This window comes from Chryseobacterium foetidum (assembly GCF_025457425.1).
GTDB classification, from domain to species: domain Bacteria; phylum Bacteroidota; class Bacteroidia; order Flavobacteriales; family Weeksellaceae; genus Chryseobacterium; species Chryseobacterium foetidum.
In genome coordinates this window covers 134,835-147,833 of sequence record NZ_JAMXIA010000001.1, presented here as the reverse complement: position 1 = coordinate 147,833, position 12,999 = coordinate 134,835, and the positions used below count along the sequence as shown (strand labels likewise).

Here is a 12,999-nt window from a genome sequence, read left to right as displayed (position 1 = left end):
AATTTAATCCGGCGAAATACCGAGTATGAAATAGGCCACAGCAGCTACTCTTGCAAGACTTTCTCTGGATTGATTTCTATAGAAACTCTCAGGTTTTGATACATCCTGAGCATCAAATCCCAAAGCATTCATAGAATTGTTTCTGGCGAAAAATAAAGCTCTTAGATTGTGAAACCCCTGAGAAACAATGATGACGTTTTTCTTTTTGTACGTGTTCTTGCAACGGAGAATACTTTTATAAGTATTAAAACCTTTTGGATCTTCTACAATGATGTGTTCAGGAACGCCTTCCTGATAAATCAGATAATTTTTCATGGCAGCAGGTTCGTCGTAACCCTTGCTTTTTTCACCGCTTACAATGATAGTTTTTATCTTTCCATGATGATAAAGTAGTGCCGCTGCATCCATCCTTTTGGTAAAATACGGATTGGAAACTCCTGAACGCATTCTTGGCGAAGTTCCCAACACCAAAGCAACCTCACGTGGCGGAATTTTTGAAATTTTAGTGTACGTTCTTCCGTTGGTCAGCCCAAAAACCCACGCATTGCACAAAGCCATCAGCAGAATAACAACTTCCGCTGACAGAAAAATAAATTTGAATATGTTTTTAATGATTCTCAACTGAAATCAAAATTAAGCTTTATTTTTTTAGTTTTAGCAATCGACATACAGGCTAAAATTTTTCCCTGAGATTCTTCTTTTTCAGTTAAATATTCGTTCTCCAGAAGCTCAACTTCGCCTTCTTCCAAATAACATTCACAACTCCCACAAATCCCTGATTTGCAGGAATATGGTACTGGAAATTTTAAAGTTAAAAGCTGCTGCAGAATTTTTTCTCTGTTATCAGGAAGTTTAGTCTGGTAATTTTTCCCGAGCATCGTATATTCAATCTCAATATTTTCTATCAGTGGAAATTCTTTTTCTATAGGATAAATATCGTCGTTAAACTCTTCAAAAAGCTCAAAATGAATATTGTTTTTCGGGATTCCGTGTTGGTAGCAGGCGTTGGCGAGGCTTTTTATCATTTCACCTTTCCCACAAATCAAAACTTCATCCACCGCATCCCAAATCGTTGATTCTTCATCGGTATCATCCAAATGGAGAATCTGATTGATGATTAAATTTAATTTTTTCTCATCAAGTCTTCCTGAAAAAAAAGAGTTTGCTGTATTTTCCCTTGAAAAAAAGTAGAAAATCTGTAATCTGTCGCCATAAAAACGGGCAAGCTGATCAAGTTCCTCACGGTAAGCAAGGTTTTCAAAGTTTCTGTTCCCGTAAAAAAGGAAAAGCCTTGTTCTCGGTTCCTGATGAAGAATATTTTTAAAATGGCTTAAAACCGGCGTAATCCCAATTCCAGCTGCAAAACCCACAATCGTTCTGAACTCGCTAGGTTTTGAAACCAAAGTAAATCTTCCTGCCGGCTTACTTACAAATAAGATATCGCCTTCATTAAATTTTTGGTAAAGTTTTGAAGCACTGCTGTCTTCAGAACTGATCTTGATTCCTAAAGTAATCTTTTTTTCAAACGGAGCCGAAGTTATTGAATAATCATTAAGAAATTCTTTCCCGTCATCCTCAAACAGAACGGTCACAAACTGACCGGACTCAAACGAAAAAAGCCACTCCAAATCCTCTGGAATTTCAAATTCCAGGGTGAAAGTATTTTTGGTCAGGTCTTGCTTTTTAGCTATTTTTAACGGATGAAATTCCGTGGGTTTGCCTTTGTAAATTTGCTCTTTCATAAGTTCATTCCAAAAATAAATAAAAAATATGAAGAAACTAATTTTGTCAGCATTTGTTTTGGTCGCTTTGTCATCATGCAAAAAGGAAAATACAAATCAGGAAACAGCTCAAGATACAAATTCTGAAAATACAGATTCCGTTGCAAAAACAGAAGATCAACCTGCAGCAAAGCCTTTGCCAATGGTAACTCTGGCAAAGACAGCAGACTTTTTGGGAAAGAAAAACGATACTCTTTATGTTACCAATTTCTTCGCAACATGGTGCGGACCGTGTGTAAAAGAAATTCCACATTTCAAAAATAAAATTGAAGAATTCAAAGGCCAGCCTGTAAAAATTACTTTTGTAAGCCTAGACCAGAAAGAAGTCTGGAATTCTGAGGTTCCGCGTTTCACACAGGAGCAGGGAATTCAGGATTACACCGTTTTACTGGATGGAACACAGCTGGATGCCAACTTTTTTGCTTCCAATTTTAAGGAGTGGAACGGCAGCGCAATTCCGTTTACTTTTATGAGGAAAGGCGACAAAACCGATGAAACTCTAGGTATGATCAGCGAAGCCCAGTTGAATGAAAAGATGGCAAAGCTTTTAAAATAATTTTCCGTTCAGAAAATGTCAAAAAAATTCAAAATCCTGTGTTCAGTATTAATTTTAGCAATATTCATTGTTTCTATTATTAATTTGAACACAGGATTTTTAAGTTTAAATTTCAATGATTTTTTTGGAGAAAATTCCAACAGTCAGATTGCTGAAATACGTGTAAACAGGGTTTTGGCAATGCTTTTGGCTGGCATTTCCATTCCAACCTCAGGTTTTCTGATGCAGGAATACTTTCAAAATCCGCTTGCCGGACCAGATATTTTAGGAATCACATCAGTTGCGAGTTTATCGGTAGCATTTTACATTTTCTTTTCAAACAGTATTTTGCTTCCAGAATTTTTACAAAACAGTTTTTTAAGCTTGTCCGCAATCGTCGGAAGTCTACTTCTGATGCTTGTTTTACTGTCGATGTCCGGTAAATTTCAGGATAAATCTTACCTGATTATTTTCGGATTTTTAGTTTCGGCTTTTGCGGGAGCGATTGTTTCTCTGCTACAGTTTTACGCTGAAAATCAAAGTTTAAAAAATTATATTCTGTGGTCATTTGGAGCCAACAATATGGTTTCCCGAAATCAGATTTTTGTCCTTTCAGTATTGGTAGCAATCGGATTATTTGTTTGTTTTAAAACCATAAAACCTCTAATCGGAAATTCTTTGGGAAGTTCTTACGCACAAAGTTTAGGAGTAAATTTAAATCATTTAAAATTGCTTATCATTGTCACTTCTTCCCTGCTTTCTGCTTCTATTACAGCTTTTTTAGGACCCATTTTATTCATCGGAATTATCGTTCCCCACTTTTGCAGATTAATTTACAATCCCGCAAAATTATGGCAGCAATGGATTTTAAATATCTTCTTAGGAATGCTCATCATGCTCATTTTCTCCATCGCCGCAGAAAAAACGCAAATTCCTCTTAATGTAATAAGCTCAGTTTTTGGAATTCCTGTAATTTTGATGATGTTGTTGAGGCAGAATAAAGTGTAAAAGTGAATTGTGAATGAGTCAATAGTGAATTTTTTAAATCTCCCGCAGATTTTCCAGATGACGCAGATGTTGGATCTTTTTTAAAATTTAATGTCCTACAAATACTTCCACTTTGTCTTTCCGTAGGAATCTAAACTAATTTTATGATGGCCTTTTTAGCATGATCAAATAATAAACAGATGAATGCCAGAATTACATATAAGAAATTAATTATTGCTAATATATTTATGTTCGCATTTAGCGTGGCAATTCTGGAATATTCAAAACTGTTTAGAATGAGCTTAGATAAGCATTGGATTTACTCTTTCGGTCATAATTGGTGGTTTATGATTGGAATACCTGCAGCATTTTTGGGATCATTAATTTTAGGGATTTTAAGTTTAATTGATATTAAAGAATATAAATTTTTGTACTTTATTTTTAGTCTTATTCCACTTATTTTATTTATTATTCTAATTTCAGTATAAAATGCACCTACAAATCAACCAAGCCAACATCGGCTACGACAAAACCCTTATTTCAAATGCCAACGCATCTTTGAAATTGGGAGACGTCTGCCTTTTGATAGGAAATAACGGTGTAGGAAAAACAACTTTAATCAAATCTATTCTCCATCAGAATCCTTTGTTGGGTGGCGAAATTTTAATTGAAAATAAAAACGTAAAAGATTTAACTGTAAAAGAAATTGCAGAAAATATTGCCATCGTTTTTTCAAAAGCGGTTATTCCGCAAAATTATACAGTTGAAGACCTGATTTCTTTAGGAAAATACATTTACTATCCCTTTTATTTCGAGCTGAAAAAACAGGATAGAGCTGAAGTTGCGGAAATTATTGAAGAACTCGATCTTGCACAATATAAAAATACACCGCTCAAAAATCTTTCCGACGGAAATCTTCAGAAAGCATTTATAGGACGGGCATTGACGCAAAATTCGCCCATTATAATTTTGGATGAACCAACAACGCATCTCGACGAGAAAAATAAAATCATCATTCTGAAAACACTCAGAAAACTTGCCAAAGAACAGAATAAATTAATCCTTTTTTCGTCCCACGACTGGCGTCTGGCAAAGGAATTTGCGGATAAAATCTGGTACATCAAAGAAAAACAGTTGTTTGCCGGGATGGTTGAAGATGTTATGATACAGAATGATGAGCTTACCAACGCCTCACTTTTTCAGGTCAATAAAAACTTCGTGGCACCATCCATCAGCTCGCCGGAGATTCAGAAAGAAATGCTCTACTCGCTTTTGCAGAAAAACTTTCAGAAAGACCTGTCAGGTCTCAGTTTTACTTATCAGAACAAAATCTGGAACATTTCTGATACGAATACAACTTATCAATGCGAATCTTTCGAAGATATTCTGAAAATCATCCAAAACATTCATTAACAAAGCATTCTGGTTAACAATATTACATACTATGCATGCATAGTATTATGCTTTTCATACTTTTTAAGTCCTTATCAGTCAGATTGTTAACAAATTTTAACTTTATAAACTGTTATGCATGCATAATATTTATTAAATTTGGATAACACCATAACACAAAAAAGTATGGATCAAAACAATAAAGAAAAAACTGAAAACATCGATCTTATTCTGAAGCAGACATGGATATCGGTACAGAAAATGTACTCAGACCTTGCGCAGGAGTACGATTCCACCGCGGTACAGGCGCTCACACTTCTCAAGATCGATCCTAAAGAAGGAACCAGAAGCACTAATTTAGGTCCAAAAATGGCCATCGAGCCCACTTCTCTTACCAGAATCATTAAGCTTTTGGAAGACAACGGCTATATCTACAAAGAAAAAACAACGCAGGACAAGCGCGAAGTGATTATCAAACTTACAGATAAAGGGCTGAACTCAAGAAATTTATCAAAAGAAGTCGTTGTTAACTTCAACAAGAGAGTCATGGAAAAAATTGCCCCTGAAAAACTGGAGGTTTTCAAAGAAGTCATGACTGAAATTATGAAAATATCAAGCGACCTGAACAATAAGAAATAGTTTAAATGATCCCGCCTTTTATTGGTGCAGCAATTGGAATTGTCCAAGCTATTTTATTTTTATGGCAGTTATAAACTTCGTTCGTAAATTTCGGTAAAGCCTCAGCTTTATTTCATTTATGTCCTCAGTTCCCACTTTTTTGCAGATTTCCCATCGCATTTGCCAGCCCTGAAATTTGCAAAAAGAGCTCCACTCAGGTCGGGCTGTGACAGATTCGCTGCTAGAAAAAGGAAGGGAAAAAGTAAAAGAATAAGGTTATAAATCAACTCATAAATTAATCAAAATAATAAAATCTACATATGAAAAGACGAATCAAACACGTAACGGTTCTCGGTTCAGGAATTATGGGAAGCGGTATAGCTGCGCACTTTGCCAACATCGGCGTGCAGGTTTCACTGCTCGATATTGTTCCGTTTGAGCTGAACGAAGCCGAGCAGAAAAAAGGTTTGACCAAAGAAGACAAAGCCGTTCGCAACAGAATTGCTTCAGAAAACTTTGAAAAACTGAAGAAATCAAGTCCAGCACTACTCTATTCTCCGAAATTTGCGGAAAGAATTAAGGTCGGAAATTTCGATGACGATTTACCAAAAATCAAAGACACAGACTGGATTATTGAAGTTGTCGTTGAAAAACTCGACATCAAAAAATCGGTTTACGAAAAAATCGAACAGTTCAGAAAAGCCGGAACTTTAGTTTCGTCCAATACTTCAGGAATTCCAATCAATATGTTGGTGGAAGGACGAAGCGATGATTTTAAAAAATATTTTGCGGGAACGCACTTTTTCAATCCTGTAAGATATTTACCGCTTCTTGAAGTCATTCCAACTAAAGAAACAGACCCAGAAATCGCGAAATTCTACATGGAATACGGTGCAAAATTCTTAGGAAAGACAACCGTTTTAGCAAAAGATACACCCGCGTTTATTGCCAACAGAATCGGCGTTTTCTCGATGATGGATTTGCTTCATAATGTTCAGAAATTAGGTTTAAATGTTTCTGATGTTGATAAATTGACGGGTCCAATTATTGGTCGACCAAAGTCTGCAACTTTCAGAACAGCCGATGTGGTTGGTTTGGATACTTTGGTGATGGTGGCCAACGGAGTTCGTCAAAGCGGTGCTGAAGCGAATGATTTCAACAATGTTTTCGCCCTTCCTGAGTACATTCAGAAAATGGTAGACAACAAATGGTTGGGTTCAAAAACAGAACAAGGTTTCTATAAAAAAGTGAAAGGTAAGGACGGAAAATCTGAAATTCACGGATTAAATCTCGACACTTTAGAATACGAACTTCAGGGAAAATCTTCTTTCCCGACTTTAGAATTAACTAAAAATATCGACAAACCAATTGACCGTTTCAAAGTTTTAATTGGTGGAAAAGACAAAGCTGGAGAGCTTTACAGAAAATCTTTGGGCGCATTGTTCGCTTACGTTTCTCACAAAGTTCCTGAAATTTCTGACGAAGTTTACAAAATCGACGATGCGATGAGAGCAGGTTTCGGTTGGGAAAACGGACCTTTCGAAATTTGGGATTCTGTTGGAGTTCAAAAAGGAATTGAACTGGCGAAAGAAGCGGGTTATGAAGTTTCTGATTGGGTAAAAAACGTTGAATCATTCTACAAAGTCAACGACGACGGACAAAGCATTTTCTTCGATAAAAACTCAGGAAATTACAATAATATTCCAGGTCAGGAATCATTTATCATTTTAGATAATATCAGAAAAAACAAAACGCTTTGGAGCAATTCAGGTTCTTCTATTGAAGATTTGGGCGACGGAATTATCAATTTTGAAATCCGTTCCAAGATGAATTCTCTAGGCGGCGAAGTTCTGGATGGATTAAACCGAGCCATTGATTTAGCTGAAAAAGAATACGACGGTTTAGTGATTGGAAATCAAGGCACGAATTTCTCTGTCGGAGCCAATTTAGCGATGATATTAATGATGGCAATCGAGCAAGATTGGGATGATTTGAATATGGCGATTGCATATTTCCAAAAATCGATGATGCGAGTTCGTTATTCCTCAATTCCTGTCGTAGTCGCTCCTCACGGAATGACTTTAGGCGGTGGTTGCGAAATGACGATGCACGCCGACCGAGTAGTCGCAGCTGCAGAAACCTACATCGGATTGGTTGAAACCGGAGTCGGCGTCATTCCTGGTGGTGGCGGAACAAAAGAATTTGCTTTGAGAACTTCAAGAGAATTCCACAGTGATGATGTGAAAAACAACCGTCTCCGTGAGGCTTTCATGAATATCGCAATGGGAAAAGTCGCCACTTCAGCCTACGAGGCTTACGACATGGGAATTCTTGAAAAAGGAAAAGACATCGTGGTCGTTGATAAAAGAACGCAGATTATGACCGCAAAAATGATGGCTAAAAGTCTGGCAGAACACGGCTATACTCAACCCATCGAGCAAACTGTAAAAGTTCTTGGAAAAGATGCTTTGGGCATGTTCTACGTGGGAACTGACCAAATGTTAACCGGAAATTTCATTTCCGAGCATGATAAGAAAATAGCAGATAAACTAGCGAATGTTCTGGTAGGCGGAAATCTTTCTGAACCAACAGTTGTTACCGAACAGTATTTATTGAATCTTGAGAGAGAAACTTTTTTACAGCTTTGTGGAGAGAGAAAAACTTTGGAGAGAATTCAGTTTATGTTGCAGAAAGGAAAGCCGTTGAGAAATTAATTTTTTTTTGTACAAAGTAGAAAGTATTAACGTAAAAAGTATTTGTTATGCACAATTTCAGACAATTAGAAGTTTGGAAAAAATCTATTAAACTCTGTAAAACGTATTATTTCTTTTCAAAAGAATTTCCGAAAGATGAATTATTTGGTCTCACATCTCAATCTAGAAGATCATTGTATTCGATTCCATCGAATATCGCTGAAGGAGCCGGCAGAGATACAAAAGCTCAGTTTTCACATTTCTTAAATATAGCTTTAGGATCTTCTTTTGAGTTCGAAACACAGATAATTATTGCAAATGAATGTGAATTTTTTCCACAGGAAAAATTCGAAATTGTTCTTACTGAGATTCAACATATACAAAATATGATTATTAAACTGAAACAAGTTTATTCAAGTTAAAACTTTTAAAAATACATTGTACTTTATACATAAATACATATTACAATTATGAGACAAGCATATATAATCAAGGGATTCCGTACAGCGGTCGGAAAAGCGCCAAAAGGCTCACTCCGATTCACACGTCCCGACGTAATGGCAGCAACAGTTATCGAGAAACTGATGGCAGCCGTTCCACAACTAGATAAAGACAGAATCGATGATTTAATCGTTGGTAACGCAATGCCGGAAGCTGAACAAGGCTTAAATGTAGCACGTTTAATCTCTTTGATGGGATTACAAACCGACAAAGTTCCTGGTGTTACCGTGAACAGATATTGCGCATCAGGTTCTGAGGCAATTGCGATCGCTTCGGCGAAAATTCAAGCAGGAATGGCGGATTGTATCATCGCAGGTGGTACAGAATCAATGTCTTATATTCCAATGGGTGGTTATAAACCCGTTCCTGAAACTGAAATTGCAAAATCAAATCCCGATTATTATTGGGGAATGGGTTACACGGCAGAAGAAGTTGCAAAACAATTCAACATTTCCCGTGAAGAGCAGGACCAATTTGCTTTTGAATCGCATCAAAAAGCTTTGAAAGCCAATCAGGAAGGTAAATTTGCCAATCAAATCGTATCCATTCCTGTTGAATATAATTTTTTGGATGAAAACCAAAAAATGCAGACTAAGAAATTCGATTTTTCAGTAGATGAAGGTCCGAGATTAGACACTTCTTTGGAAGGTTTGGCTAAACTAAAACCAGTATTTGCCAACGGAGGAAGCGTAACCGCAGGAAACTCTTCTCAAATGAGCGACGGAGCAGCTTTCGTGATCGTAATGTCTGAAGAAATGGTGAAAGAATTAGGACTGGAACCTGAAGCGAGATTGGTTGCGTACGCAGCTGCAGGTTTGGAGCCGAGAATTATGGGGATGGGTCCTGTTTATGCCATTCCGAAAGCGCTGAAGCAGGCTGGTTTAGAATTGAAAGATATTGAATTGATTGAATTAAATGAAGCTTTTGCTTCTCAATCGGTTGCGATTAAAAAGGAATTGAATTTAAATCCTGATATTTTAAATGTTAATGGTGGCGCAATCGCTCTCGGTCATCCACTTGGTTGCACAGGAACAAAATTGACGGTTCAGCTTCTCGACGAAATGAGAAAACGCGGAAATAAATACGGAATGGTTTCTATGTGCGTGGGAACGGGGCAAGGTGCGGCGAGTATTTTTGAGTTGCTGTAATCCCCATTTCCCCCAAGGGGGGAACATCTCTAAAATTCGAGTTAAAAAATAAATACTAATTTATTACACATAAAAACTGTTACCTTCTGACGGTTTCTCCCTTGGGGGACAGGGGGAAATTGCAGCCCGACTTGAACGGAGCTCTTTTTCTGAAAAAATGGGAAGGGAAAAGCGCTGGATTTTTTTCAGAAAAAAGCGGGAGCCCTTCGTCAGGCTCAGGATAAATTCAGGCGGATTAAGCTGCCCAAATAAAAGTAATCTCTCTGAAATTTTCGAACGGTTACCAAAATAAAAAATTAAAAAAATAAATAATATGTCAAATTTAAAAGGCGGAGAATTTCTTATCAGAGAGATTCCTGCAAATGAAATTTTCAGTTTGGAAGAACTGAGTGAAGAGCAAAAAATGCTTCGTGATTCTGCGAAAGAATTTATCGACAGAGAAGTAATTCCGCATCATGAGCGTTTTGAGAAAAAAGATTATGCCTTAACGGAGGAAACTATGCGTAAGCTCGGCGAAATGGGACTTTTAGGAATTACAGTTCCTGAAGAATACGGTGGCTTGGGAATGGGATTTGTGAGCACGATGTTGGCTTGTGACTATGTTTCGGGTGGAAATGGTTCACTGGCGACGGCCTATGGAGCGCATACCGGAATCGGGACGCTTCCTACCCTACTTTATGGAAGTGAGGAACTGAAACAGAAATATCTTCCGGATCTGGCAACGGGAACAAAATTCGGAGCATATTGCCTGACTGAGCCTGATGCCGGTTCTGATGCGAATTCAGGGAAAACAAGAGCAAAACTGTCTGAGGACGGAAAACATTACATCATCAACGGACAAAAAATGTGGATTTCTAACGCCGGTTTTGCAGACACGTTCACTTTATTTGCCAAAATTGATGATGATAAAAATATTACTGGTTTTGTAATCAACCGATCTGAACTTGAGAACCCTGAAAGTTTGACGTTTGGTGAAGAAGAGCACAAATTGGGAATTCGCTCATCGTCTACCCGTCAGGTTTTCTTTAATGATATGAAAATTCCTGTTGAGAATATGCTTGGCGAAAGAAACAATGGTTTCAAAATCGCTTTGAATGCGCTGAATGTTGGCAGAATTAAATTGGCTGCCGCAAACCTTGACGGACAGAGAAGAATTTTAAATCACTCGATTCAATATTCTAATGAGAGAAAGCAGTTTGGCGTTTATATTTCAACTTTTGGAGCGATCAGAAAGAAAATTGCTGAAATGGCAACGGGAGTTTTTGTAAGTGAAGCAGGTTCGTACCGTTTGGCAAAAAATGTGGAAGATAAAATCGCAGAATTGGTTGCTGGTGGCATGGATCATCAGCAAGCTGAACTGAAAGGTGTTGAGGAATTTGCAGTGGAAGCTTCTATTTTGAAAGTTTATGTTTCAGACTTAACTCAAAATACCGCAGACGAAGGAATTCAGATCTATGGTGGAATGGGCTTTTCTGAAGATACACCGATGGAAGCTGCATGGAGAGACGCAAGAATCGGCAGAATCTACGAAGGAACCAACGAAATCAACAGGCTTTTGGCTGTCGGAATGTTGATCAAAAGAGCCATGAAAGGTGAATTAGACTTACTTTCTCCGGCAATGGCAATTTCAAAAGAATTGATGGGAATTCCGTCTTTTGAAGTTCCGGATTATTCTGAATTGATGAGTGAAGAAAAAGCAATTATTGCTAATCTGAAGAAAGTTTTCCTGATGGTTTCGGGAGCTGCGCTTCAGAAGTTCATGATGGATATTGAGAAACAGCAACATTTACTGTTGAATGCTTCAGAAATTTTAAATCAAATCTACATGGCGGAATCTACAATTTTGAGAGCTGAAAAACATTTCGCTGCCGATTCTGTTGAAGTTGCAATGGCTCAATTAAACCTTTACAAAGCTGTAGAAAAAATTATCGTTGCCGCCAAGGAAGGAATTATTTCTTTCGCAGAAGGCGACGAGCAGAGAATGATGCTTTCAGGATTAAGAAGATTTACAAAATACACCAATAACCCGAATGTTGTGGCTTTGACTGAGAAGGTTGCGGCGCATTATATTGGGAAAGGGCACTATTAATCTTACCCTTAAAAAACAAAACCTTTAAGGTTCATAGATAATCTAAAAAATCCCGAATTATATTTCGGGATTTTTTACTTTTAATCTTTATTTGGGCGCCTGTTTCCGCCCTCCGTTCCCGCTTTTTTGTTCGTCATTCTTCCTCACAAAAAGAGCTCCACTCAGGTCGGGGCGCAATCGGAAATTATTTAGAAATCCATAAGTTTCAATAAAATCACTATTTTCCGAATAAAACCAAAACCTACAAAACAATATTATTCTTCGGCGTAATCGCTGACGGCAGAAATTCCTCATCCAACATATCACGCATATCAATCTCAATCGTTCTGCTAATTTGCGTGATTGGAACATCATTGGCGCTGCCTTCAAAAGGATTCATCGAGCTCTCTCCTACTGTATCCAGCGTGATGAAAACCCACATCAGAATCATAGAAAACGGAAGATTTAACCAAACAGAATAGCCTTCCAAAACAGTTCCCTGACCGAGTTTTGCAAACTCATTAAGCAAACCAAAAGGCACGGAAATCACAAAAAGAAAAAGCAGATAAGTTGTAATTGAAGAGAAGTTTCTCGGGTATGGGAAATTTTTAATCCTTTCCGCTTTTCCCTGATGGTCTGTAAATTTTGATAAAGATTGCTGAAGAAAAGTCCATTGAAAATCATTCAGTTTCCCGTTTTTGTAAAGTTCAGCCAAATCTTTCGACTGCAAAGCCGAAAGCTGAGTTGCACGGTTTTTCTTGGTCAAAACATACTCGTATTCAGAGGATGACAATAACGGTTTTAATTCATTTTCAATCGTAGAATTACGTTCCGGAATGTCGTAAACCGACAAATATTCCAGATTCGATTTCTGTTCCATATTTTCCCATGTTCTCGGCTCTCTGAGTTGAAAACGCAGTGCCGTAAGCCATGCAAAATGACGGTAAAATATAGTTTTTATCTCCTCATTATTTCCCTGCAATGCGTCCCTCAAAGTATACCCGAAAGCTCTGCTGTCATTAATGATCGCACCGTAAATCTGCCTTGCTTCCCAAAGTCTGCCGTAGCTTGCATTGTTCTTAAAACCAACAATAAATGCCACCGCCGTTCCCAAAATAGCAATCGGCTGCCATGGAAGCGAAAGATATTCTGCTCCCAAATAATAAAATAAGGTTGGAATAGCGGCTAAAATAAAGACTTTGTAAATGGTTCTGCGTGTCCAGAGAATGAATTCTTTCGGTGTAAATTTTCTTCCTGCGTTCATGTTTTATAATTG

The 12,999-nt window shown here is 37.7% G+C and carries 12 protein-coding genes; 9 read left to right on the top strand and 3 right to left on the bottom strand.

The window, feature by feature from the left end:
• Positions 1-3: 3 nt before the first annotated feature.
• On the bottom strand, positions 4-621 hold the full coding sequence (locus NG809_RS00660; RefSeq protein ID WP_262147157.1) for a SanA/YdcF family protein: 618 nt from the start codon (positions 619-621) through the stop codon (positions 4-6).
• On the bottom strand, positions 618-1,742 hold the full coding sequence (locus NG809_RS00655; protein WP_262147156.1) for a flavin reductase family protein: 1,125 nt from the start codon (positions 1,740-1,742) through the stop codon (positions 618-620). Before NG809_RS00655 ends, NG809_RS00660 begins: the two co-directional genes overlap by 4 nt.
• Before the next feature lie 28 nt (positions 1,743-1,770).
• On the opposite strand from NG809_RS00655, the gene NG809_RS00650 reads away from it, so the two are divergent.
• From NG809_RS00650 to NG809_RS00610, 9 genes are all read left to right on the top strand, one after another.
• Entirely contained in the window at positions 1,771-2,337 is a 567-nt protein-coding gene (locus tag NG809_RS00650; protein ID WP_262147155.1) for a TlpA family protein disulfide reductase, read from the top strand.
• 15 nt (positions 2,338-2,352) lie between these two features.
• Positions 2,353-3,324 (top strand): iron ABC transporter permease, encoded by a 972-nt coding sequence (locus NG809_RS00645; RefSeq protein WP_262147154.1) that lies wholly within the window; start codon positions 2,353-2,355, stop codon positions 3,322-3,324.
• A 179-nt stretch (positions 3,325-3,503) separates the two neighbouring features.
• The gene (locus NG809_RS00640) at positions 3,504-3,791 is read left to right on the top strand and encodes a hypothetical protein (protein ID WP_262147153.1); all 288 of its coding nucleotides are present in this window, start codon (positions 3,504-3,506) and stop codon (positions 3,789-3,791) included.
• Between the two features lies 1 nt (position 3,792).
• Complete coding sequence (locus NG809_RS00635) at positions 3,793-4,716, top strand: ABC transporter ATP-binding protein (protein ID WP_262147152.1); 924 nt, start codon at positions 3,793-3,795, stop codon at positions 4,714-4,716.
• A gap of 165 nt (positions 4,717-4,881) precedes the next feature.
• A complete protein-coding gene (locus NG809_RS00630; RefSeq protein ID WP_262147151.1) occupies positions 4,882-5,334 on the top strand; it encodes a MarR family winged helix-turn-helix transcriptional regulator in 453 nt (150 codons plus the stop codon).
• 299 nt (positions 5,335-5,633) lie between these two features.
• The gene (locus NG809_RS00625; RefSeq protein WP_262147150.1) at positions 5,634-8,027 is read left to right on the top strand and encodes a 3-hydroxyacyl-CoA dehydrogenase/enoyl-CoA hydratase family protein; all 2,394 of its coding nucleotides are present in this window, start codon (positions 5,634-5,636) and stop codon (positions 8,025-8,027) included.
• Positions 8,028-8,074: 47 nt separating this feature from the next.
• Complete coding sequence (locus tag NG809_RS00620) at positions 8,075-8,428, top strand: four helix bundle protein (protein ID WP_262147149.1); 354 nt, start codon at positions 8,075-8,077, stop codon at positions 8,426-8,428.
• A gap of 48 nt (positions 8,429-8,476) precedes the next feature.
• Entirely contained in the window at positions 8,477-9,655 is a 1,179-nt protein-coding gene (locus tag NG809_RS00615; RefSeq protein WP_262147148.1) for a thiolase family protein, read from the top strand.
• Between the two features lie 313 nt (positions 9,656-9,968).
• Positions 9,969-11,744: an acyl-CoA dehydrogenase family protein gene (locus tag NG809_RS00610; protein ID WP_262147147.1), complete on the top strand. Its 1,776-nt coding sequence runs from the start codon at positions 9,969-9,971 to the stop codon at positions 11,742-11,744.
• 241 nt (positions 11,745-11,985) lie between these two features.
• Here NG809_RS00610 and NG809_RS00605 read toward each other — a convergent pair whose 3' ends face one another.
• Positions 11,986-12,987, bottom strand: coding sequence for a bestrophin family protein (locus NG809_RS00605; protein WP_262147146.1), 1,002 nt, complete (start codon positions 12,985-12,987; stop codon positions 11,986-11,988).
• Positions 12,988-12,999: the final 12 nt, after the last annotated feature.

Coding starts and splice junctions, on each gene's coding strand:
- NG809_RS00655 (WP_262147156.1), bottom strand. CDS start 1,742: ATGAAAGAGCAAATTTACAAAGGCAAACCCACGGAATTTCATCCGTTA.
- NG809_RS00650 (WP_262147155.1), top strand. CDS start 1,771: ATGAAGAAACTAATTTTGTCAGCATTTGTTTTGGTCGCTTTGTCATCA.
- NG809_RS00645 (WP_262147154.1), top strand. CDS start 2,353: ATGTCAAAAAAATTCAAAATCCTGTGTTCAGTATTAATTTTAGCAATA.
- NG809_RS00640 (WP_262147153.1), top strand. CDS start 3,504: ATGAATGCCAGAATTACATATAAGAAATTAATTATTGCTAATATATTT.
- NG809_RS00635 (WP_262147152.1), top strand. CDS start 3,793: ATGCACCTACAAATCAACCAAGCCAACATCGGCTACGACAAAACCCTT.
- NG809_RS00630 (WP_262147151.1), top strand. CDS start 4,882: ATGGATCAAAACAATAAAGAAAAAACTGAAAACATCGATCTTATTCTG.
- NG809_RS00625 (WP_262147150.1), top strand. CDS start 5,634: ATGAAAAGACGAATCAAACACGTAACGGTTCTCGGTTCAGGAATTATG.
- NG809_RS00620 (WP_262147149.1), top strand. CDS start 8,075: ATGCACAATTTCAGACAATTAGAAGTTTGGAAAAAATCTATTAAACTC.
- NG809_RS00615 (WP_262147148.1), top strand. CDS start 8,477: ATGAGACAAGCATATATAATCAAGGGATTCCGTACAGCGGTCGGAAAA.
- NG809_RS00610 (WP_262147147.1), top strand. CDS start 9,969: ATGTCAAATTTAAAAGGCGGAGAATTTCTTATCAGAGAGATTCCTGCA.
- NG809_RS00605 (WP_262147146.1), bottom strand. CDS start 12,987: ATGAACGCAGGAAGAAAATTTACACCGAAAGAATTCATTCTCTGGACA.